At 59.0% G+C, this 21870-nt stretch carries 29 protein-coding genes; all 29 read left to right on the top strand.

The annotated features are described in order from the left end of the window. The first annotated feature begins 80 nt into the window (after positions 1-80). A complete protein-coding gene (locus ACR0AA_RS03410) occupies positions 81-1607 on the top strand; it encodes an AMP-binding protein (RefSeq protein ID WP_480755449.1) in 1527 nt (508 codons plus the stop codon). Further along, the gene (locus tag ACR0AA_RS03405; RefSeq protein WP_480755448.1) at positions 1604-2068 is read left to right on the top strand and encodes a lysozyme inhibitor LprI family protein; all 465 of its coding nucleotides are present in this window, start codon (positions 1604-1606) and stop codon (positions 2066-2068) included. The genes ACR0AA_RS03410 and ACR0AA_RS03405 overlap by 4 nt, the downstream gene beginning before the upstream one ends. Then, positions 2065-3669 carry a carboxyl transferase domain-containing protein gene (locus tag ACR0AA_RS03400; protein ID WP_480755447.1) on the top strand — a complete coding sequence of 535 codons (1605 nt, stop codon included), beginning with the start codon at positions 2065-2067 and terminating at the stop codon, positions 3667-3669. Before ACR0AA_RS03405 ends, ACR0AA_RS03400 begins: the two co-directional genes overlap by 4 nt. Before the next feature lie 5 nt (positions 3670-3674). Next, positions 3675-4094 carry an ASCH domain-containing protein gene (locus ACR0AA_RS03395; protein ID WP_480755446.1) on the top strand — a complete coding sequence of 140 codons (420 nt, stop codon included), beginning with the start codon at positions 3675-3677 and terminating at the stop codon, positions 4092-4094. Positions 4095-4097: 3 nt separating this feature from the next. Beyond that, entirely contained in the window at positions 4098-6026 is a 1929-nt protein-coding gene (locus tag ACR0AA_RS03390) for an acetyl/propionyl/methylcrotonyl-CoA carboxylase subunit alpha (protein ID WP_480755445.1), read from the top strand. Positions 6027-6092: 66 nt separating this feature from the next. After that, positions 6093-6947: a hydroxymethylglutaryl-CoA lyase gene (locus tag ACR0AA_RS03385; RefSeq protein ID WP_480755444.1), complete on the top strand. Its 855-nt coding sequence runs from the start codon at positions 6093-6095 to the stop codon at positions 6945-6947. 9 nt (positions 6948-6956) lie between these two features. Further along, positions 6957-7739 (top strand): crotonase/enoyl-CoA hydratase family protein, encoded by a 783-nt coding sequence (locus ACR0AA_RS03380; RefSeq protein WP_480662714.1) that lies wholly within the window; start codon positions 6957-6959, stop codon positions 7737-7739. Between the two features lie 194 nt (positions 7740-7933). After that, positions 7934-8299 (top strand): NADH-quinone oxidoreductase subunit A, encoded by a 366-nt coding sequence (locus ACR0AA_RS03375; RefSeq protein WP_050602775.1) that lies wholly within the window; start codon positions 7934-7936, stop codon positions 8297-8299. After that, positions 8290-8823 carry a NuoB/complex I 20 kDa subunit family protein gene (locus ACR0AA_RS03370; RefSeq protein WP_170352611.1) on the top strand — a complete coding sequence of 178 codons (534 nt, stop codon included), beginning with the start codon at positions 8290-8292 and terminating at the stop codon, positions 8821-8823. Before ACR0AA_RS03375 ends, ACR0AA_RS03370 begins: the two co-directional genes overlap by 10 nt. Before the next feature lie 11 nt (positions 8824-8834). Then, a complete protein-coding gene (locus ACR0AA_RS03365; protein ID WP_480755443.1) occupies positions 8835-9437 on the top strand; it encodes an NADH-quinone oxidoreductase subunit C in 603 nt (200 codons plus the stop codon). Positions 9438-9439: 2 nt separating this feature from the next. Further along, positions 9440-9616: a hypothetical protein gene (locus tag ACR0AA_RS03360; protein ID WP_170422563.1), complete on the top strand. Its 177-nt coding sequence runs from the start codon at positions 9440-9442 to the stop codon at positions 9614-9616. A 1-nt stretch (position 9617) separates the two neighbouring features. After that, positions 9618-9740 (top strand): hypothetical protein, encoded by a 123-nt coding sequence (locus ACR0AA_RS03355; protein WP_480662721.1) that lies wholly within the window; start codon positions 9618-9620, stop codon positions 9738-9740. Then, on the top strand, positions 9740-10963 hold the full coding sequence (locus ACR0AA_RS03350; protein ID WP_480662722.1) for an NADH-quinone oxidoreductase subunit D: 1224 nt from the start codon (positions 9740-9742) through the stop codon (positions 10961-10963). Before ACR0AA_RS03355 ends, ACR0AA_RS03350 begins: the two co-directional genes overlap by 1 nt. Beyond that, positions 10960-11442, top strand: a complete 483-nt coding sequence (locus ACR0AA_RS03345) for a hypothetical protein (protein ID WP_480662724.1) — start codon at positions 10960-10962, stop codon at positions 11440-11442. The genes ACR0AA_RS03350 and ACR0AA_RS03345 overlap by 4 nt, the downstream gene beginning before the upstream one ends. After that, positions 11442-12539, top strand: coding sequence for an NADH-quinone oxidoreductase subunit NuoE (gene nuoE, locus ACR0AA_RS03340; RefSeq protein WP_480662726.1), 1098 nt, complete (start codon positions 11442-11444; stop codon positions 12537-12539). The genes ACR0AA_RS03345 and nuoE overlap by 1 nt, the downstream gene beginning before the upstream one ends. 33 nt (positions 12540-12572) lie before the next feature. Continuing rightward, positions 12573-12794 (top strand): DUF5337 domain-containing protein, encoded by a 222-nt coding sequence (locus tag ACR0AA_RS03335; RefSeq protein ID WP_480662728.1) that lies wholly within the window; start codon positions 12573-12575, stop codon positions 12792-12794. Positions 12795-12806: 12 nt separating this feature from the next. Continuing rightward, complete coding sequence (gene nuoF, locus ACR0AA_RS03330; RefSeq protein WP_480662730.1) at positions 12807-14105, top strand: NADH-quinone oxidoreductase subunit NuoF; 1299 nt, start codon at positions 12807-12809, stop codon at positions 14103-14105. Between the two features lie 57 nt (positions 14106-14162). After that, complete coding sequence (locus ACR0AA_RS03325; protein WP_480662732.1) at positions 14163-14579, top strand: MAPEG family protein; 417 nt, start codon at positions 14163-14165, stop codon at positions 14577-14579. Next, positions 14579-14974, top strand: coding sequence for a hypothetical protein (locus ACR0AA_RS03320; RefSeq protein ID WP_480662733.1), 396 nt, complete (start codon positions 14579-14581; stop codon positions 14972-14974). The genes ACR0AA_RS03325 and ACR0AA_RS03320 overlap by 1 nt, the downstream gene beginning before the upstream one ends. Before the next feature lie 98 nt (positions 14975-15072). Then, complete coding sequence (locus tag ACR0AA_RS03315; protein WP_480755442.1) at positions 15073-15477, top strand: DUF5333 domain-containing protein; 405 nt, start codon at positions 15073-15075, stop codon at positions 15475-15477. Positions 15478-15480: 3 nt separating this feature from the next. Next, positions 15481-17502, top strand: a complete 2022-nt coding sequence (gene nuoG, locus ACR0AA_RS03310) for an NADH-quinone oxidoreductase subunit NuoG (RefSeq protein WP_480755441.1) — start codon at positions 15481-15483, stop codon at positions 17500-17502. After that, positions 17499-17717 (top strand): hypothetical protein, encoded by a 219-nt coding sequence (locus ACR0AA_RS03305; RefSeq protein WP_480662739.1) that lies wholly within the window; start codon positions 17499-17501, stop codon positions 17715-17717. Before nuoG ends, ACR0AA_RS03305 begins: the two co-directional genes overlap by 4 nt. Then, positions 17710-18747 (top strand): NADH-quinone oxidoreductase subunit NuoH, encoded by a 1038-nt coding sequence (nuoH, locus tag ACR0AA_RS03300; protein WP_480662741.1) that lies wholly within the window; start codon positions 17710-17712, stop codon positions 18745-18747. Before ACR0AA_RS03305 ends, nuoH begins: the two co-directional genes overlap by 8 nt. Before the next feature lie 4 nt (positions 18748-18751). Beyond that, the gene (locus tag ACR0AA_RS03295; protein WP_480662743.1) at positions 18752-19525 is read left to right on the top strand and encodes a methyltransferase domain-containing protein; all 774 of its coding nucleotides are present in this window, start codon (positions 18752-18754) and stop codon (positions 19523-19525) included. Then, positions 19522-20016, top strand: coding sequence for an NADH-quinone oxidoreductase subunit NuoI (gene nuoI / locus ACR0AA_RS03290; protein ID WP_170395751.1), 495 nt, complete (start codon positions 19522-19524; stop codon positions 20014-20016). Before ACR0AA_RS03295 ends, nuoI begins: the two co-directional genes overlap by 4 nt. After that, positions 20013-20423: a carboxymuconolactone decarboxylase family protein gene (locus ACR0AA_RS03285; RefSeq protein ID WP_239336956.1), complete on the top strand. Its 411-nt coding sequence runs from the start codon at positions 20013-20015 to the stop codon at positions 20421-20423. Before nuoI ends, ACR0AA_RS03285 begins: the two co-directional genes overlap by 4 nt. Beyond that, positions 20420-21022 (top strand): NADH-quinone oxidoreductase subunit J, encoded by a 603-nt coding sequence (locus tag ACR0AA_RS03280; protein ID WP_170713795.1) that lies wholly within the window; start codon positions 20420-20422, stop codon positions 21020-21022. The genes ACR0AA_RS03285 and ACR0AA_RS03280 overlap by 4 nt, the downstream gene beginning before the upstream one ends. Further along, the gene (locus tag ACR0AA_RS03275; RefSeq protein ID WP_480755440.1) at positions 21019-21567 is read left to right on the top strand and encodes a hypothetical protein; all 549 of its coding nucleotides are present in this window, start codon (positions 21019-21021) and stop codon (positions 21565-21567) included. Before ACR0AA_RS03280 ends, ACR0AA_RS03275 begins: the two co-directional genes overlap by 4 nt. Next, positions 21564-21869, top strand: a complete 306-nt coding sequence (nuoK, locus tag ACR0AA_RS03270) for an NADH-quinone oxidoreductase subunit NuoK (RefSeq protein WP_005984024.1) — start codon at positions 21564-21566, stop codon at positions 21867-21869. The genes ACR0AA_RS03275 and nuoK overlap by 4 nt, the downstream gene beginning before the upstream one ends. Position 21870 lies beyond the last annotated feature (1 nt).

Genomic DNA, 21870 nt, shown 5'->3' with positions numbered 1-21870 from the left:
CTCTGATCTGCATCAAATCTGTGTGACGGATCCGTTGGGAGCTTCAGCGACAAAGTTCAGAAAAATAAGGAACTTCCGGTGTGGTAGACGCTAATCGCATACCGGGCTTGCGCCCAGCGGGTGGCTGGGATGTTCCGTCACGTCTGAACATGGCGCGTCAGTGTCTGGCCCACGCGCCCGAGCGGGTCGCGTTGATTGATCTGACCGGGGCAGGCGAGGAGCGCGTCACCTATCGGCGGCTCGCAGAAATGACGGACGGGCTTGCGCGCGCGTTGTTGAAAAAGGTGCAGCCGGGCGACCGGGTAGGCGTTCTGCTCAGCCAGTCGACCTGGTGCGCGGCGTCACATCTGGCGATCTGGAAAATCGGCGCGATCTCGGTGCCTTTGTTCAAACTGTTCAAGCAAGACGCCCTTCGATCTCGTGTGGGCGATGCCGGGGCGCGGGTCGTTCTGACCGACCCGGAAGGTGCTGCGCTGCTGGGGGATCTGGCCGAGCCGTTGATGGTCGATCAGATAGGCGAGGAAGGTGATCCGGTGCCCTTCGCCGACACCGGCCCCGAGGACCCGGCGGTCCTGATCTATACGTCCGGTACGACAGGCAGCCCAAAGGGCGCGTTGCATGGCCATAGGGTTCTGACCGGGCACCTGCCGGGCGTCTCGATCAGCCACAACAACCTGCGCGAAGGAGACTGTCTGTGGACACCCGCCGATTGGGCCTGGATCGGAGGGCTGTTTGACGTTCTTATGCCCGGTCTCGCACTGGGCATCCCGGTCGCTGCCGCGCGCCTGGACAAATTCACTCCCGAGGCCTGCGCAGACGTGATCGCGCGTGGCGGAGTGCGGAACGTATTTTTCCCTCCAACTGCGTTGCGAATGCTCAAGGCGGCGGATCAGTCCATTCCGGGGTTGCGGTCTGTTGCCTCGGGGGGTGAGCCCCTGGGGGCCGAGATGCTGGCCTGGGGTCAGCGGGCGTTTGGCTTGACGATCAACGAGTTTTACGGGCAGACCGAATGCAACATGGTCGTCTCCTCCTGCTCGGAAGACTTCCCGGTACAGCCCGGCTGCATCGGTAAACCGGTGCCGGGGCACGAGGTTGCGGTGATCGACGAAGACGGCACTCCGACCGACGAAGAGGGTGACGTGGCGATCCGGCGAGGCTCCGCCTCGATGCTTCTGGAATACTGGAAACGCCCTGAGGCGACTGCTGAGAAGTTTCGCGGCGAGTGGCTGATTACCGGCGACCGAGGCGTGTGGGAGGGCGACTATCTGCGCTTTGTTGGTCGCGATGACGATGTGATCACCTCAGCCGGCTACCGCGTCGGCCCGGCCGAGATCGAGGATTGCCTGCTAACCCACCCGGCGGTGGCGACGGTCGGTGTGGTCGGCAAGCCCGACCCCATGCGGACCGAGATCGTGAAGGCCTATGTGGTGTTGAAACCTGAGGCACAGGCGACGGAAGTCGAGTTGCAGGGTTGGGTCAAGGACCGTCTGGCGCATTACTCCTACCCACGCGAAGTGACGTTTCTGGAGGAATTGCCGATGACAGTGACGGGTAAGGTGATCCGCAAGGAATTGAAGGCGCGGGCGGCGGGGGAAGTTATTAAATGATACGTTCGTTAATCTTGTTAGTGTTCGTTCCGACAGTTACTTTTGCCCAGCAAGCTTCAGTGGATGACGCCTACATCCGGCAGTGTTTTTCCCAGGAGCAGACGGGGACGAATGTACCCGAGTGCACAGGACAAGCAGCAAACGCTTGTCAGGCTTCGCCGGGGAATGACACGACGATTGGGATATCTCAGTGTATTCAGGCAGAAACTGCGGTTTGGGATGCGCTTCTCAATGAACAATACAAGCTACGTCGCTCAGAATTAGCTGAACAGGACCCAGAACTGGAAAACCAATTGCGAGATGTCCAGCGGGCGTGGATCAGTTTCCGGGATGCTGAGTGCGGGCTGCAATATAGCTTGTGGTCAGGCGGGACGATCCGAACGATCGTAGCCGCAAACTGCTATTTGGTCGAAACTGCTGAACGTGCGTTGGAACTGCGCGATTTGGGGAATATGGAATGAAACTCACATCCAAAGCCATGCCCGCCTCCGAGGGCTTCAAGGCAAACCGATCTGCTCACCTCGACGCGCTGGCACAAATCTCTGCCGCTGCCGAAGCGGCTCGCATGGGCGGAGGCGAGAAGTCCCGTGCGCGGCATGAATCGCGCGGCAAGATGCTGCCGCGTCGCCGCGTGGCAAACCTGCTCGATCCGGGGTCTCCGTTTCTGGAAATCGGTGCAACGGCGGCGCATGGGATGTATGGCGATGCTGCCCCGAGTGCCGGTGTTGTCGCGGGCATTGGCAGGGTGCAGGGACAAGAGGTCATGGTGGTGTGTAACGATGCCACCGTGAAGGGCGGCACCTATTACCCGATGTCGGTCAAGAAGCACCTGCGCGCGCAGGAGATCGCTGAGGAAAACAATCTGCCCTGCATCTATCTGGTCGATAGTGGCGGCGCCAACCTGCCCAATCAGGATGAGGTCTTTCCCGACCGCGACCACTTCGGCCGCATCTTCTACAATCAGGCGCGGATGAGCGCGAAGGGCATCCCTCAGATCGCCGTGGTCATGGGGTCGTGCACGGCGGGTGGGGCTTATGTGCCAGCGATGTCGGACGTGACGATTATCGTGAAAGAGCAGGGCACGATCTTTCTCGCCGGACCGCCTTTGGTCAAAGCGGCAACCGGTGAGGTAGTTAGCGCCGAAGATTTGGGGGGTGGCGATGTTCATACCCGCCTGTCCGGTGTGGCGGATTATCTGGCCGAAGACGATGCACATGCTCTGGCGTTGGCGCGTCGGGCGGTTGGTTCATTGAACCTGCGCAAGCCGCAGACAGTGGATTGGGCCAGCCCCGAAGACCCCGCCTATGACCCCGAGGAAATCCTGGGCGTCGTCCCTGCCGATCTTCGTACGCCTTACGATATCCGCGAGGTAATCGCGCGTCTGGTCGATGGCTCGCGCTTCGATGAGTTCAAGCCCCGGTTCGGTGAGACGCTGGTGACCGGCTTTGCTCATGTCAAAGGTTGCCCGGTTGGGATCATTGCCAATAACGGCGTGCTGTTTTCGGAGGCCGCGCAGAAGGGCGCGCATTTTGTCGAGCTATGTTCGCAGCGCAAGATCCCGCTGGTGTTCCTGCAAAACATCACCGGGTTCATGGTCGGTCGGAAATACGAAAACGAAGGCATCGCGCGGCATGGGGCCAAAATGGTGACGGCGGTGGCCACGACATCGGTTCCCAAGATCACCATGCTCGTCGGTGGTTCGTTCGGTGCCGGAAACTACGGCATGGCCGGTCGTGCCTATCAGCCACGGTTCCTGTGGACCTGGCCGAACTCGCGGATCTCGGTCATGGGCGGCGAACAGGCGGCGGGCGTGCTGGCCACTGTCAAACGCGACGGGATCGAACGACAGGGCGGCACGTGGTCGGCCGAAGAAGAGGCCGAATTCAAGCGCCCGACACTGGAGATGTTTGAGGAGCAGTCGCACCCGCTCTACGCGTCAGCCCGCCTGTGGGACGACGGCATCATTGACCCGCGCAAAAGCCGCGATGTGCTGGCTCTTTCGCTGAGCGCCGCATTGAACGCCCCGATCGAGGAGACACGTTTCGGCGTGTTCAGGATGTGATGAACATGACAATGCGAAAAGTATTGACCCTGTATCCCGGCGCACAAACCTTCAAATTCGGCGACAGCGCAAAGATGAGTGCCGAGTTGCTTTCACTGGTGCGAGCAGGCCGGAAAACGGCAACCTGTGGTGCGCTGAGGGACTATCTGGATGGCAGCCCCGAAACACCGGTCGTTGGGCGCCGCGACATCGCTTTGGAATGGGATGGAAGTCCTGCTTTGGTCATTGAAACCGTCGAGGTTTCGGTCTGTCGTTTCTGCGATATGACCGAGGATTTTGCGTTGGCCGAGGGCGAAAATGAAACGCTTGAGGGATGGCGCGAAGATCATCACCGGTACTTTGAGCGTAATGGTGGATTCGATCCAGAGATGGAACTGTTGTGCGAACGGTTCCGCCTAATCGAAGATCTGGCGGTTGAGGGTTAAAAGATGTTCAACAAAATCCTGATTGCGAACCGGGGTGAGATTGCCTGCCGGGTCATGGAAACGGCTCAGAAAATGGGCGTGTCCTGCGTTGCTGTATATTCAGACGCTGATGCCTCGGCGAAGCATGTACAGATGGCGGATGAGGCGGTCCATATCGGCGGCGCAGCTCCGGCCGAAAGCTATTTGAAGGGCGATGTGATCATTCAGGCGGCGCTGGACACAGGCGCGCAGGCGATCCATCCCGGTTACGGCTTTCTGTCCGAGAACCCCGATTTCGTGGATGCGGTCGAGGCCGCTGACCTGACCTTCATCGGCCCGTCGGCAGATGCGATCCGCAAGATGGGCCTGAAGGACGCCGCAAAGGTTTTGATGGATAAGGCAGGGGTGCCTGTCGTGCCGGGATATCACGGCGACAATCAGGACCCTGAGCATTTGGCCGGTGCGGCTGACACGATCGGATACCCGGTTTTGATAAAGGCCGTTGCAGGCGGAGGCGGCAAGGGCATGCGGTTGGTCGAGCGTCCGGAGGATTTTGCCTCGGCGTTGGACAGTGCCCGGGGTGAGGCGCGGACCGCGTTTGGCAATGATGCGGTGCTGGTCGAAAAGTTTGTCGCCAAGCCGCGCCATATCGAGGTGCAGGTGTTCGGCGACGGCGCTCATGCTGTGCATCTGTTTGAGCGGGATTGTTCGCTGCAGCGTCGGCACCAGAAGGTGATCGAAGAAGCCCCGGCCCCCGGCATGACACCTGAGATGCGCGAGGCGATGGGGCAGGCGGGCGTGCGCGCAGCCGAGGCAATCGGTTACAAGGGCGCGGGGACGGTTGAGTTCATTGTGGATGCCTCGGACGGCCTGCGCCCGGACCGGTTCTGGTTCATGGAGATGAACACGCGCCTTCAAGTGGAGCATCCGGTAACAGAGGCGATTACCGGCGTGGATCTGGTGGAATGGCAGTTGCGTGTTGCATCAGGCGAGACGCTGCCGAAGCGTCAGGAGGACCTGTCGATTTCGGGCCATGCGTTCGAGGCGCGCCTGTACGCCGAGGATGTGCCGAAAGGCTTTCTGCCAGCGACTGGTACGCTGACACATCTGCGGTTCCCGGCGGATTGTCGCGCCGACAGCGGCGTGCGAGCAGGCGATACAATCAGCCCCTGGTACGACCCGATGATCGCCAAGGTGATCGTCCACGGCCCCACGCGTGCCGTCGCGCTGGAGCAGTTGCATCGCGCTCTGCAAGGCACCGAAGTCGCGGGAACAGTGACGAACCTCAGCTTTCTTGGCGCGCTAACCAGGCACGAGGGATTCGCCGCTGGTGATGTGGATACAGGTTTGATCGGGCGCGATCTGGGCGCTCTGGTTCAGGAGACCCCAATCCCGGCGACATCCATGGTTGCTGCCGCCATGACGGCATTGGATCTGGTCGATACCGGTGAGGAAACGGGATTTTCGCTTTGGGCCCCGCTGCATCGGGCCGTTCAGTTGCGTTCTGAGGACGTCATCGATCTGGATGTGCAGGTCGAGGGCCCAAACCGACAGCTTTGGCAGGTGGGCGGCGAGACCATCCTGTCCGAGCGTAGTGCAGGTGGATGGACTATCGGTGGCGAGGCGATGCCACGCGTTTCCATCTCGAGTTCTCGGATCACGGTATTCCGGAACTATGGGCAAGCCATTGATATCGTTGACCCGTTGGATCGGGATTCCAGTGCTGCCGGCGATACTAATGTGATCGAAGCCCCCATGCCAGGTCTGGTCAAAGCGGTCTTTGCCGAAGTGGGGCAAGCGGTGCAAGAAGGCGACCGGCTGGCAATTCTGGAAGCGATGAAGATGGAGCATTCCCTGTTGGCCGCGCGCGATGGTGTCGTTGCCGAGGTGCTGACGGGCGCGGGGGCTCAGGTCGAGGCCGGCGCCGCTCTGGTCCGGCTGGAGGAGGAATGATCTGTCCCGTTTCCGCGCAACGTGGCACAGTCGGTTTGAATACGGCAATCAGAAAAGGGCACAGCCATGGGTGATCGGGTCGAAATCTTTGAGGTGGGTCCGCGAGACGGATTGCAGAACGAAAAGCGAGAAATACCAGTCTCCGAAAAGGTGGCTCTGGTTGATTGCCTCAGTCGGGCCGGTTTCAACCGTATCGAAGTGGCCAGCTTTGTTTCACCCAAATGGGTGCCGCAAATGGCAGGCAGCGCGGATGTGTTGGCGGGGATTAAGCGGGCCGATGGAGTGCGCTATGCTGGGCTGACACCAAACATGCGGGGCTACGAGGACGCGCTAGCGGCCAAAGCGGACGAAATTGCGGTGTTCGCTTCCGCCTCCGAAGGATTTTCGAAGGCAAACATCAACGCTACCATCGAGGAGTCTATTGAGCGCTTTACGCCGATCTTAGAAGCCGCGCGCCATATTGACCTGCCGGTGCGTGGCTATGTGTCCTGCGTCACCGATTGTCCCTACGACGGTCCAACTCCGCCTGAAAAAGTGGCTGAGATCGCGGACCGGCTGTTCTCGCTGGGATGCTACGAGGTCTCGTTGGGGGACACGATCGGGCAGGGGACACCCGACACCATCGCCCATATGCTGCTGGCGGTGCGTGAGCGTGTGCCGATGACCCGCTTGGCAGGTCACTTCCATGACACCAACGGGCGGGCGATTGACAATATCGACGCTGCGCTGGCGCTTGGCGTTCGGGTTTTTGACAGTGCTGTCGGTGGGTTGGGTGGCTGTCCTTACGCGCCCGGAGCTGCAGGGAACGTGGCCACCGAGGCCGTCGTCGCCCATTTGGAAAGGCTTGGATATCAGACCGGGATTGACCGGGACGTCATCGAAGAGGCCGCGCAGATGGCGCGCGCCATGCGGTCGGAGTAAGGAGCAGTCATGTTCGAAACGATTTCGGTGACCGCGGACGCCCGCGGTGTGGCCACCCTGACTTTGGATCGCGCGGAAAAGCACAACGCCATGTCGGCGCAGATGATCACCGAGTTGACACAGGCGGCTGGTCAGCTTGGGGCTGATAATGCTGTGCGGGTAGTTGTGCTAACCGGTGCGGGCAAGAGCTTTTGCGCGGGAGGCGATCTGGGCTGGATGCAGGCGCAAATGGCAGCCGACCCCGAAACGCGATTTGTCGAAGCGCGCAAGCTTGCGGAAATGCTGCAGGCGCTGAACTCACTGCCCAAGCCTCTGATCGGCGCGATACAGGGCAATGCGTTTGGCGGCGGCGTCGGGATGGCATCGGTCTGTGATATGGCGGTTGGTGTCGATACGGTCAAAATGGGACTGACGGAAACCAAGCTGGGTTTGATCCCCGCGACGATTGGTCCCTATGTCATCGCTCGCATGGGCGAAGCCCGCGCGCGACGCGTGTTCATGTCTGCTCGGCTGTTCGATGCAGCTGAAGCAGTGGAACTCGGACTGCTGGCCAAAACTGTGCCCGCCGATGGTCTTGGCGACGCGATCGAGGCGGAAGTCTTGCCCTACCTTTCCTGTGCGCCGGGGGCGGTTGCATCCGCAAAACAACTGGTTCGGCAGCTGGGGCCATGCATTGACGATGCCGTTATCGATCACACGATCCGCCAACTGGTTGAGAGGTGGGAAACCGACGAGGCCAAAGAGGGAATCGGCGCATTCTTCGAAAAACGAAAACCTGCATGGATTAGTTAGGTTTAGGCGCTACTTGCGAAGCGTTTGCGACTGGATGTGCAAAGCATCTGCCAGCGGCTGCGCCTGGACGAATATTAGTCGCCTGCGCGTTTCTGTTCGGTTGACCCTCTGACCCCGCGCGGATAGAGAATGTCCAGTCAACACGCCAATTGACGGCGCTCCCGTTCAGGGTACGCGCAGGAAAGGAGCTGTACGTGGAAGACCTATTGCGGGAGTACCTCCCGATTCTGGTGTTTCTGGCCGTAGCTGTAGGCCTTGGAATCGTCCTGATTCTGGCTGCTGTCGTTCTGGCGGTCCGTAATCCCGACCCCGAAAAAGTCAGCGCATATGAATGTGGTTTCAACGCCTTCGACGATGCGCGGATGAAATTCGATGTCCGGTTCTATCTGGTCTCGATTCTCTTTATCATCTTCGATCTGGAAATTGCCTTCCTGTTCCCGTGGGCCGTCGGCTTCAAGGACATCAGCGACGTGGGGTTCTGGTCCATGATGGTGTTCCTGGGCGTTCTGACTATCGGCTTTGCCTATGAATGGAAGAAGGGGGCCCTGGAATGGGAGTGATGACGGGCGCAAACACCGCTGGCGTCGACAAAGAAGTCGCCACCCAAGCCCTGAACGCCGAGTTGCAGGACAAAGGGTTTCTGCTGACCTCTACCGAGGACATTATCAACTGGGCCCGCACCGGTTCGCTGCACTGGATGACCTTTGGTCTGGCCTGCTGCGCGGTTGAAATGATGCACACCTCAATGCCGCGCTATGATGCTGAACGGTTTGGCATCGCGCCGCGTGCGTCGCCCCGTCAGTCTGACGTGATGATCGTGGCGGGCACACTTACCAACAAAATGGCTCCGGCGCTGCGCAAGGTTTACGACCAAATGCCCGAGCCGCGCTATGTCGTTTCGATGGGCTCCTGCGCGAATGGCGGTGGTTATTATCACTATTCCTATTCTGTTGTGCGCGGCTGTGACCGTGTCGTTCCGGTGGACATTTATGTGCCCGGCTGCCCTCCGACTGCCGAAGCACTGCTGTATGGTCTGATGCAGTTGCAACGTAAAATCCGCCGCACCGGCACAATCGTACGCTGAGGAGAGAGCTGATGAGCGAAGCACTCAAGGAACTCGGCGCGCAGCTGGAACTGAAGCGGGCAGACTGCGTGTTGTCATGGGATGTGACCCACGGTGAGTTGAACGTGGATGTTGCCCTGTCGAACGTCGTGGAATTCATTGAATTTCTGAAGTCCGACCAGAACTGCAAGTTCACGACCCTCGTGGATATCACTGGTGTCGATTACCCCGAACGCGCCAAGCGATTCGACGTGGTTTATCACTTCCTGTCGATGTACCAGAACCAGCGCATCCGTCTGCGGGTCTCGATCCGTGAAGAAGACATGGTGCCCTCGATCGTTGATGTGCACCCCTCGGCCAACTGGTTTGAGCGCGAGGTGTTCGACATGTTCGGCATTCTGTTTTCCGGCCACCCGGATCTGCGGCGCATCCTGACCGACTATGGGTTCCGCGGCTATCCGTTGCGCAAGGACTTCCCGACCACCGGCTATACCGAAGTGCGATACGACGAGGCGCAAAAGCGTGTGGTCTACGAACCGGTCAGCCTTGTTCAGGAATACCGTCAGTTTGATTTTATGTCCCCATGGGAAGGGGCGAATTACATTCTGCCCGGGGATGAGAAACAGGAGACCTAATCATGTTCGAGTTCCTGATCTGGATAGTTTTGGTGGTGGCAACGGTCGTTCCGATGATCAAGCTGCTGCCGCATTTCGGGATCAACAAGAACTGGGCGTTTGCATGCATCATCTCTCCAGTCGTGATCGTCCTGCTGTGGATGATGGCCATGAAGCTGCAAGAGATGGAGCGCCGCTGACATGATAGGCGAATTGATCGTTTTGGGCGCGCTGGGGGTGCTGCTGGCAGGGGCCGCGGCAAAGGCGGCTGAGGCGGAAAAGGTCCGGGTTCGGGCCGAAGCGAAAAAGAAACGGGGGCGTTGATGGACGGCTCAAGATACGATGACGGCAGCACGGACGCGCTGAGCGGAGAACAGAAGATCCGCAATTTCAACATTAACTTCGGCCCGCAACACCCTGCGGCGCATGGGGTTCTGCGTCTGGTGCTTGAGCTGGACGGCGAGATCGTCGAACGCTGCGATCCGCATATTGGTCTGCTGCACCGTGGCACCGAAAAGCTGATGGAAAGCCGGACGTATCTGCAAAACCTGCCGTATTTCGACCGTCTCGACTATGTGGCGCCGATGAACCAGGAACATGCCTGGTGTCTGGCCATCGAAAAGTTGACCGGTGTCGAGGTGCCGCGCCGGGGCTCACTGATCCGGGTTCTGTATTCCGAGATCGGGCGCATCCTGAACCACCTGCTGAACGTGACCACGCAGGCGATGGACGTGGGCGCGCTGACCCCGCCTCTGTGGGGGTTCGAGGAACGCGAAAAGCTGATGGTGTTTTACGAGCGTGCCTGTGGTGCGCGCCTGCACGCCGCTTATTTCCGCCCCGGGGGTGTGCATCAGGACCTGCCGCCGGAACTGCTGGACGATATCGAGGCATGGAGCCATGAATTCCCAGCCGTTCTGGATGATATCGACGGTCTGCTGACCGAAAACCGCATCTTCAAACAACGCAACGCCGATATTGGCGTGGTGACCGAGGATGACATCCAGAAATACGGCTTCTCGGGCGTGATGGTGCGTGGATCGGGTCTGGCATGGGACCTGCGTCGCGCGCAGCCCTATGAATGCTATGACGAGTTCGAATTCCAGATCCCCGTAGGCAAGAATGGCGACTGCTATGATCGCTATCTCGTCCGCATGGAAGAGATGCGCCAGTCGCTGCTGATCATCCGTCAGGCCATTTCCAAAATCCGTGAATGCCCCGGTGACGTTCTGGCCCGTGGCAAGATCACCCCGCCGAAACGCTCGGACATGAAGACCTCGATGGAAAGTCTGATCCATCACTTCAAGCTGTACACCGAAGGCTTCCACGTCCCTGCGGGCGAGGTCTATGCCGCCGTCGAGGCCCCCAAGGGCGAATTCGGCGTCTATCTGGTCGCCGACGGCACCAACAAACCTTACCGGGCCAAACTGCGTGCCCCGGGTTATTTGCATCTGCAAGCCATGGATCATGTCGCTAGGGGCCACCAACTGGCCGACGTCGCCGCGATTATCGGGACGATGGATGTTGTGTTCGGGGAGATTGACCGGTGACCAAGGCCGTTCTGATCCTGAGTATTGCTGCTGCCTTCAACGCGGCGGGCGTTGCCGCCGCGCAGCACCCCACTGCTAAGGTATTGGAGGTGATGCGTGAAAGCGGTTGTCGACTACATACAGCGAATGCCGAAAACGCGTTCTCTTCGCGAGGATTGACTCCAGAGGATGTCAGCGCTGTGATCAATGGCTGGGCCGAACAAGGGCTGGCTGGCTTGGATGGCTCGGTTTTTGAGATTGCTCCGGCGATTTGTGGCGCACATGGTCTGGCGGCGGAGGATGCCGAGGGTCGTGTAGATGCGTTGTATGAGTTCGTTCGCCTAAACGGGTGCCGCATGGGGGAAGAGGAGGCCGAGATCAAACTACGGCCTGCTGGTTTCACCGAGACCGAAACTCCGGTCCTGATAGACCGGCTGATCGCTGACGGCCGTGCGCATCAAGAAGATCCCTATATTATCGTGATTGGAGATGCCTGCTAATGCTGCGCCGTCTGCACCCCGAACAACCCGAGAACTTTGCCTTCACCGCTGCAAATCAGCAGTGGGCCGAAGCGCAGATTACGAAATATCCCGAAGGGCGTCAGGCCAGTGCGGTCATCCCGCTGCTGTGGCGTGCACAGGAACAGGAGGGCTGGCTGAGCCGTCCGGCGATTGAATCCGTCGCCGACATGCTGGGCATGGCCTATATCCGCGTGCTCGAGGTTGCGTCGTTCTACTTCATGTTCCAACTGCAACCGGTTGGTTCAGTTGCGCATATTCAGGTCTGCGGCACGACGTCGTGCATGATCTGCGGGGCCGAGGATCTGATTGCGGTCTGCAAGGAAAAGATCGCGGCCAAGCCGCATGCGCTGTCAGCCGACGGCAAACTGAGCTGGGAAGAGGTCGAATGCCTTGGCTCCTGCACCAATGCGCCGATGGCGCAGATCGGCAAGGATTACTACGAGGACCTGACCGCCGAGAGTTTTGGTAAGATCATCGACGATCTGGTGGCGGGAAAAGTGCCGGTTCCGGGCCCGCAGAACGGGCGTTACGCGGCAGAGCCATTGAAGGGGCTCAGCAGCCTGAACGAATATGAAGCCGGTAAGCCTCAGTATAACGCTAGTGTCGAACTGGCGACCGATTTGGGCGATACGGTCAAGCGCATCGACGGCACCGAAGTGCCGATCCTGACGCCTTGGCTCGGCCAAGATGGCAAGGCAGCGGCGTCCAAGGCGGCCCCGAACCCGCCAAAAGCCCCTCAACCCGCGAAACCCGCCGTAAAACAGGCGGAGGAGGCAAAGGCTAAGGAAGAACAACCCGAAACGCTAAGCGAGGCTCGGGGCGGCCAGCCGGATGACCTCAAGCTGCTGAAAGGTGTTGGGCCGAAGCTGGAAGAGACGCTGAACGAACTGGGCTTTTACCACTACGACCAGATCGCGAAATGGACACCGGAACAGGTGGCCTGGGTTGATGCCCGTCTGAAGTTCAAGGGGCGGATCGAACGCGATGGCTGGATCGAACAGGCTGGTAAACTAGCGGCGGGTGAGGAAACCGAGTTCGCCAAACGTGCCAAGGAAGACGGTACTTACGAAGACTAATATTGCGGTGCCCATCCGGGGTATCAAGGTGAGATGGACAAGGAAAAAGAACAGGCCATAGCCCGCAAGGGCCGACATATCGGGGTGGTCATCGCCGTGACCATGCTGCTGTGGCTTGCCATGTCGCTGTTCATCGGCCCCGCGCTAGGATTGCCGGGGCGCTATGCGCTGCTGTTTGATTTCGCCGCTCTGGCGGGGTTTATCTATGCGGGCGTGAACATTTTTCAACTCTGGCGCATGCGTCAGGACAGCTGAAGGTTAGACACGATGCTGAAGGATCAGGACAGGATCTTTACCAACATCTACGGGATGCATGAGCGCAGTTTGAAAGGCGCGCAGTCCCGCGGGCATTGGGACGGCACCGCTGGCCTGATCGGGAACGGGCGCGACTGGATCATCCAGACGATGAAGGACTCGGGCCTTCGCGGACGCGGTGGTGCGGGTTTCCCAACCGGTCTGAAATGGTCGTTCATGCCCAAGGAAAGCGATGGGCGTCCGGCCTATCTGGTCGTAAACGCAGACGAATCCGAGCCGGGAACCTGTAAAGACCGTGAGATAATGCGTCATGATCCGCATACGTTGATCGAAGGCTGTTTGATCGCGTCTTTCGCGATGAATGCGCATACCTGCTACATCTACCTGCGTGGCGAGTACATCCGCGAACGTGAGGCGCTGCAGGCGGCAATTGATGAGGCTTATGACGCGGGCTTGCTGGGCAAGAACGCTGCCGGATCGGGCTGGGATTTCGATCTGTTCCTGCATCACGGGGCCGGGGCCTATATCTGCGGTGAGGAAACCGCCCTGATCGAAAGCCTTGAGGGCAAAAAGGGCATGCCGCGCATGAAACCTCCGTTCCCGGCTGGGGCGGGGCTTTACGGCTGTCCCACGACTGTGAACAATGTGGAATCCATCGCCGTTGTGCCGACGATCCTGCGTCGCGGGGCGGACTGGTTTGCAGGCTTTGGCCGTCAGAACAACGCGGGCACCAAACTGTTTGCCATCTCGGGCCACGTAAACAACCCGTGTGTGGTCGAAGAGGCGATGTCTATCCCGTTCGAGCAGCTGATCGAAACCCATTGCGGCGGTATTCGCGGCGGTTGGGATAACCTGCTGGCGGTGATCCCCGGTGGTTCATCGGTGCCTTGTGTGCGCGGAGAGGACATGCGCGACGCGATCATGGACTTCGACCACCTTCGCAACGACTTGGGGTCGGGGCTTGGAACAGCGGCGGTGATCGTGATGGACAAGTCCACCGACATCATCAAAGCGATCTGGCGTCTGTCGAAATTCTACAAGCATGAAAGCTGCGGTCAGTGCACGCCCTGCCGTGAAGGCACGGGCTGGATGATGCGCGTGATGGATCGACTGGTAAGGGGCGAGGCCGAACTGGAAGAGATCGACATGCTGTTTGACGTGACCAAGCAGGTCGAAGGCCACACGATCTGTGCTTTGGGAGATGCGGCCGCCTGGCCGATCCAGGGCCTGATCCGCAACTTCCGGGAAGAGATTGAGGACCGTATCAAAGCGCAAAAATCGGGGCGCATGGGAGCAATGGCGGCGGAGTGATTGGAGTGCGTAACATCGAGCCAATCTCACGCCGCGTTCTGGTGAAGGAGTAATGTCATGGAGACTTTTGCGGAGTATTCACACGCCATCGCGTCCCTCGTGATCTTTACGGTGATCATCCTGTTTTTGTCGCCGTTTTCAGCACTGGCCAAGGCTGGAAAAGGATTGGCTCCAGGCGCTACGCCGGATCAGGATTATTCGGACAAGGCCTATCGACTGAACCGGGCCTATCTGAACGGAACCGAAACGCTACCCGCCTATCTGACCGTCACAGTCGCGGCCATCCTGTTGGGTGCCAGCCCGTTCTGGGTGAACCTGCTTGCCTCGCTGGCCCTGGTTGCGCGCATCGTCATGTTGGTTATTCACATGCGTGGAATCGGAAAACCTCATAGCGGTTTGCGATCCGTGTTTTACGTCATCGGATGGGCCTGCATGGTCCTGATGGGCGTCATGGCTTTGGTGGCGGCATTTTGATGAATAAGAAAGGTATCCCTTCGTTGGCAGGAAGAAGTTTCTGGATAGGACGCGCGGCATTGGCCGGCGCGTTGGGCGTGCTGACGATCGTCTCAGCCTGTGGAATCGTGTCGCCCTCCGACGACCGAATTCTCTTTGACGGCAAGCCATTCCGGGCCAAAGCGAAAGCCGTTGATAAGAAAAAAGCGCCTGCGGATTTCACCGTGGTTGTGAACGGGGTGTCGGCTTCGTTGGATGGCGCGCGCGAAGCTGGGCGCTATGAGGGCACCAAGTTCTGTATCGCAGCCTTCGGCACTTCGAAAATCGACTGGAAAGTCGGGCCCGAGACCGAACCGCAAAATCTGCGCATCGCCGACGATAAAATGACCTTTGCCGGAACCTGCCAGCGACCATGAAGCGGTTTTTTGCATATCAACCAGCGGCATCGGGGATGTTATTGAATAGCGCCCCGAGCGCAGATCGTTTTGGAGGTTCCAAGACGAAAGGATTTGTCATGTCTGGTTTGAAACTGCTCGCTCTGCTGTTGGTGCTTGCGCTTCCGGCCGTTGCGGAAGCAAAGTCGCCCTTGCGCGAAGTCAAGGAGATTGACGACGAGCTTTATTACATCGCGATTGCAAACGAGATTTCGGAATACTGCCCGTCGATCAGCGGGCGTCGACTGAAGGCGATCGGAGTGATGTGGGGGCTGAAGTCCACAGCAAACAATCTGGGGTACTCGGACAGCGAAATCCGGGCCTACGTGGAATCGGATGCCGAAAAGAACCGGATGCGCGCCAAGGGCGAGGCTTATCTGGCCCAGCACGGTGTGTCCTACGACAACCCCAGTTCCTTCTGCACGCTTGGGCAGGCGGAAATCGAAAGAAACAGCGCCATCGGCGTGTATTTGAGGGCGAACTAGACCATGTCTGACCTCCGCAAAGTGAATATCGACGGGCAGGAAATCGAAGTCGATGGTGCGATGACGCTGATCCAGGCTTGTGAGGAGGCCGGGGTCGAGGTGCCGCGCTTCTGCTATCACGAACGTCTGTCGATTGCCGGGAACTGCCGGATGTGTCTGGTCGAGGTTGTGGGCGGCCCGCCGAAACCGGCGGCCTCCTGCGCGATGCAGGTGCGCGACTTGCGTCCGGGGCCGGAAGGTCAGGCACCCGAGGTCAAGACAAACTCGCCCATGGTCAAAAAGGCGCGTGAAGGCGTGATGGAGTTTCTGCTCATCAACCACCCGCTGGACTGCCCGATCTGCGATCAGGGTGGCGAGTGCGACCTGCAGGATCAGGCGATGGCCTATGGGCTGTCGGGCTCGCGCTTCAAGGAAGCAAAGCGTGCGGTGGATGATCTGGATCTGGGCCCGCTGGTTGGCACTGCGATGACGCGCTGCATCAGTTGCACCCGGTGTGTACGGTTCACCACCGAGGTGGCCGGGATCACCCAGATGGGCCAGACGGGGCGTGGCGAGGATGCCGAGATCACGTCGTATCTGAACCAGACGCTGGATTCGAACCTGCAAGGCAACATCATTGACCTGTGCCCGGTTGGGGCACTGACCTCTAAGCCGTACGCCTTTACCGCGCGGCCTTGGGAGCTGACCAAGACTGAGAGCATCGATGTCATGGACGCTCTTGGCTCGAACATCCGTGTGGACACTAAGGGGCGCGAGGTGATGCGCTTCCTGCCGCGCAACCATGACGGCGTGAACGAAGAGTGGATCAGCGACAAAACCCGGTTCGTTTGGGATGGTCTGCGTCGTCAGCGTTTGGACAAGCCCTATGTGCGCGAGAACGGTAAATTGCGCCCCGCGAGCTGGCCAGAGGCGCTGACGAAGGCGGCGGAAGCTCTGAAAGGGGCTGAGAAACCTGCCGGAATCGTGGGTGATTTGGCCCCGGTCGAAGCTGTTTTCGCGCTGAAACAGATGATTGAGGGGCAGGGCGGTGTTGTAGAATGCCGAACCGACGGGGCGAAGTTGCCGTCCGGCAACCGTGGGGCCTATGCCGGGACAGCCGCGATTGAGGATATCGACACGGCGGAACGTATTTTGCTGATCGGCACAAATCCGCGGGATGAGGCACCGGTTCTGAATGCGCGCATCCGCAAGGCTTGGGCGCATGGGGCTGAGGTGGCTCTGGTCGGCCCTCTTGTCGATCTGACTTATGACTATCACCACGTCGGCGACGATCGTGCAGCCTTGCAAAAGGTTGTCGATATGGGAGGCGATGATGAGATCAAGGGCAAAGCCTCACTGGTTATTGTCGGGCAGGGCGCACTGCAAGAGGCCGACGGCGCAGCTGTTCTGGCCGCCGCGCAAGCCATTGCAACCAGTACCGAAAGCGGGCTTTTGATCCTGCACACCGCGGCGTCGCGTGTGGGTGCCATGGATGTGGATGCCACCAACGAAGGCGGCATGGATGCGGTCAGCACAGCGGACGTGATCTATAACCTCGGTGCGGATGAGGTCGAAATCGGCGACGGTGCCCTTGTGATCTATCAAGGCAGCCATGGTGACAGGGGCGCGCATCGCGCCGACGTGATCCTGCCGGGCGCTGCCTACACCGAGGAAAACGGCCTGTTCGTCAACACCGAAGGCCGCCCGCAATTGGCCATGCGTGCCGGTTTCGCTCCGGGTGAGGCGAAAGAGAACTGGGCCATTCTGCGGGCGCTGTCCGCCGAACTGGACGCCACGTTGCCTTTTGACTCGCTGGCGCAACTTCGCACCGCGTTAGTCGAAGCCTTGCCACATCTGGCCCGTATCGACGAAGTGATCGAGAACGAGGCGCAATCTTTGGAAGCGGCCCCGCTGGGCACGGCCACGTTCCGTAACGCGATCAAGGATTTCTATCTGACCAACCCGATTGCACGGGCATCGCAACTGATGGCCGAACTTTCCGCTCAGGCTCAGGCCCGAAATAACGGAAAGATCGCGGCCGAATGAACCAGACCCGTTTCATATCGCTGTTTGAAACCGGTGCTGCAATCCGCAGCGCGGGTGACAAGGAAATGCGCATGAGACTCAATGAAAAGGGTGGCGTGTGGGCGGCAGATGCTGTTTACACCTGCGTGCCGACCCAGCCGCAGTTTGCGCAGGCACATGGCCTCAGCTTCGCTCGCGGTAAACGGAATACCCACGGTGTGAGGACCAATGGCTGATTTCTTTAACACCCCAGGCGGAATAGCCATCATCATTCTGGCGCAAGTGCTCGCTGTAGTTGCGTTTGTGATGATCTCGCTGTTGTTCCTCGTTTATGGCGACCGAAAGATCTGGGCAGCGGTTCAGATGCGCCGCGGCCCCAACGTGGTGGGCGTTTATGGCTTGCTGCAATCGGTGGCTGACGCGCTGAAATATGTGGTTAAAGAGGTGGTCATCCCTGCCGGGGCCGATCGCACCGTCTTTATCCTTGCGCCGCTTACGTCCTTCGTTCTGGCCATGATCGCCTGGGCGGTAATCCCGTTCAATGATGGCTGGGTCCTGTCGGATATCAACGTCGCCATCCTCTATGTCTTCGCCGTATCCTCGCTGGAGGTTTATGGCGTGATTATGGGCGGTTGGGCGTCAAACTCAAAGTACCCGTTCCTAGGCTCGCTGCGCTCTGCCGCGCAGATGATTTCCTACGAAGTCTCCATCGGCCTGATCATCATCGGCATTATCATCTCGACCGGTTCGATGAATTTCGGAGACATCGTCCGCGCACAAGATGGCACTTTCGGGTTCTTCAGCTGGTATTGGCTGCCGCACTTCCCGATGGTCTTCCTGTTCTTCATCTCGGCACTGGCAGAAACCAACCGCCCGCCGTTCGACTTGCCCGAGGCGGAATCGGAACTGGTCGCCGGTTATCAGGTGGAATACTCGGCCACGCCCTTCCTGCTGTTCATGGCAGGCGAGTACATTGCAATCTTCCTGATGTGCGCGCTGACTTCGCTGCTGTTCTTTGGTGGCTGGCTGTCGCCGATCCCTGGGCTGCCGGACGGCGTGCTGTGGATGGTCGCCAAGATGGCGTTCTTCTTCTTCCTCTTCGCGATGGTCAAGGCGATCACGCCCCGCTACCGCTATGACCAGCTGATGCGGCTGGGCTGGAAAGTCTTTCTGCCGTTCTCGCTGGTCTGGGTCGTGTTTGTAGCTTTTGCGGCGAAATTCGACTGGTTCTGGGGCGCGTTTGCCCGCTGGGGTACAGGGGGCTGAGTAGTTGGGTATCGATTATACAGTCTTCTCCAAACTCGTCGATTTCTCGACGCAGTTTAAGCCTGTGTCCCGGACTCTCATGCTGGGGCGTCAGGATTTCCGACGCCCGCGCCCGCCGCGGGTCTACCTTCAAAAGCTGGGCGAAGCGGGTCTGGACCATCTTCAGCTTGACGACCTCGAACAGCCGGACGGCTTCAGCGAAACGTTTTTTCGCCATTTGGGGTTTGGCGAAATCGAAACCCTGGACTTTTCCGACTATGAAGGCGCGCAGATCCTGCATGATTTGAACCGGCCAATTCCTAAAGAGCTGGAAGGGCAGTTTGATTTCATCTTCGACGGCGGGACACTTGAACATGTTTTCAATGTACCGGTTGCGTTTCAGAATGTGTTTCACATGCTCAAGCCGGGCGGAAGGTTTGTTTCGGTGAATGGACTGAACGGTTGGCCGGGGCATGGAATGTATCAGTTCAATCCCGAGTTGGTGTACACGTTCTGGCACCGCAACGCCGGCTGCAATGTAATCCAATGCCAGGCCATTCGGCAAAGCCGCAATTTGCATCAGCAGGCCATCGACCTGTTAGATCCTGCGAGCGAGGAACGTCGAATGGAATTGGGCGACCACATCCCCGATGGGCCAGTATACTTGTATTATGAGATCGAACGCACACCAGACGCCGCTCTCAAGGATACGATCCTGCAAAGCGACTATGAAACGGACTGGCGTGAATACTCCAATGCCGGAGAAACCCGATACGATCAGAAGGTTACTTCTCCATGACCCAAATCGACTACACCCGCGCGGCCAAGTACTTTCTGCTGCAAGACTTCTGGGTCGGCATGAAGCTGGGCCTGAAGTATTTCTTTGCTCCAAAGGCCACCGTGAACTATCCGCACGAAAAGGGCCCTCTTTCGCCCCGTTTCCGGGGTGAACACGCACTGCGCCGCTATCCGAACGGTGAAGAACGCTGCATCGCCTGCAAACTGTGCGAGGCGGTCTGCCCGGCGCAGGCGATCACCATCGACGCCGAACCACGCGAAGACGGCAGCCGCCGCACCACGCGGTACGACATCGATATGACCAAGTGCATCTATTGCGGCTTCTGTCAGGAAGCCTGCCCGGTTGATGCCATCGTCGAAGGTCCGAACTTCGAATTCGCCACCGAGACCCGCGAAGAGCTGTTCTATGACAAGCAAAAATTGCTCGACAACGGCGAACGCTGGGAAGCCGAGATCGCCCGCAATCTGGAAATGGACGCGCCGTACCGATGAATGACAGCCCGACAAATCCGTTCGAGCTGATGATGAAACAGGCTCAGGACATGGCCAAGGCGATGAACCCGGCGATGGAGAACTTCTCGCCCAAGGGGTTCGAGGCGCTGTGGCCGACCATGCCGAAAGAGGTCATGGAAATGATGTTCGGCAATACCGTCAACAAGGACGGGCTAGACGCCAAGACCCGGCTGTTGCTGACATTGGCCGGGCTGACCTGTCAGGGCGCGCAGGCGGACTCAGCGGTGCGCCAGACCGTGCGTCATGCGCTGGAAGCCGGCGCCAAGAAACAAGAGATCGTGGAAACGATCGGTCAGATGTCGGTCTTTGCCGGCATCCCGGCCATGACCCGCGCGCTGGATCTGGCGCAAGAGGTCATGGGCGACAACGAGGATGAGGATCAATGACCGTCTTTGCCTTCTATCTGTTTGCCATCAGCGCCATCACCGGCGGGCTATTCACAGTGATCAGTCGCCAGCCGGTGCACTCGGTGCTTTGGCTGATCCTGTCATTCCTGTCGGCAGCGGGGCTGTTCGTTTTGCTGGGGGCCGAGTTCGTGGCGATGCTGCTTATTATCGTCTACGTCGGCGCGGTCGCGGTTCTGTTCCTCTTCGTAGTAATGATGCTGGACGTGGATTTTGCCGAGCTCAAGGCCGAGATGGCGCGCTATATGCCGCTGGCCCTGCTGATCGGTCTGGTGATCCTGATGCAGTTCGTCATGGCCTTTGGCGCCTGGGACAGCGCGCAGGGTGCTGCGGCCAATCTGGCCCAGCCGGTTCCGACAGACCGTCACAACACCGAGGCGCTTGGCGTCATCCTTTATGATCAATACTTCCTTCTGTTCCAACTGGCGGGCCTGATCCTGCTGGTGGCCATGATCGGCGCCATTGTGCTGACCCTGCGCCACCGCCAGGACATCAAGCGTCAGGACATCGTCGGCCAGATGATGCGCGACCCGGCCAAGGCGATGGAGTTGAAGGACGTGAAGCCGGGGCAGGGGTTGTGAAGCACAAGTTTTCTAAAATTGTTGCTGTAGTAGGCTGCCTTGCTTCGCTTTCGACAGGCGCAACAGCCTGTGAAAGTGCGCCGCAAAACGAAGGCTTCAAGGTCAAAAAGGTTCTGCCTGATTGCAGTTTTAGGAATGGCGGTAGAGGGCAATTCGCAATCTTTGGTGGCAAGCCAGTGGTCGATATTGGCAATGGACGTATCGGGCAACGTATCCACGGAGGTGAAGGTTGCAGCCCAGATGAAAGCCTTTTCTTCATGAACTGCTCTGACGGAACAGGCGTCGTCGTGGAAGGGTTGCACTACGCTTCGGAAATCGCGGGCTATACACCGAGTTCCATTGAGCTCATTCAAAAACCGCTTGGTGCAATTGGACTGACACCCGAAACAACGGTTTCCAACGTTGAAGAGATTGCGACCGTCAACCGGTACACGTTCACCAAAGAAGTCAGAGATTTCTTTGCCCGAACCAAAGACCACAAGCGCATCGACTACACCTGCGGCTGCAAACTCTACTACCCCGACTCGCCAGGAGCGAAGCTATGATCGGACTTGAACACTATCTTACGGTCGCGGCGACGCTGTTCGTCATCGGCATCTTCGGTCTCTTTCTGAACCGCAAGAACGTCATCATTCTGCTGATGAGCATCGAACTGATGCTGCTGGCGGTGAATATCAACCTCGTGGCGTTTTCCAGCTTCCTCGGCGATCTGGTCGGGCAGGTCTTTACGCTGTTCGTGCTGACCGTTGCGGCGGCCGAGGCGGCGATTGGTCTGGCCATTCTGGTCTGCTTCTTCCGCAACCGCGGCACCATCGCGGTTGAAGACGTCAATATGATGAAGGGGTAAG

The organism is Ruegeria sp. CE8 (assembly GCF_056537465.1).
The sequence above is the reverse complement of the archived record's forward strand: the minus strand, read 5'-3'. Positions and strand labels throughout refer to the sequence as shown.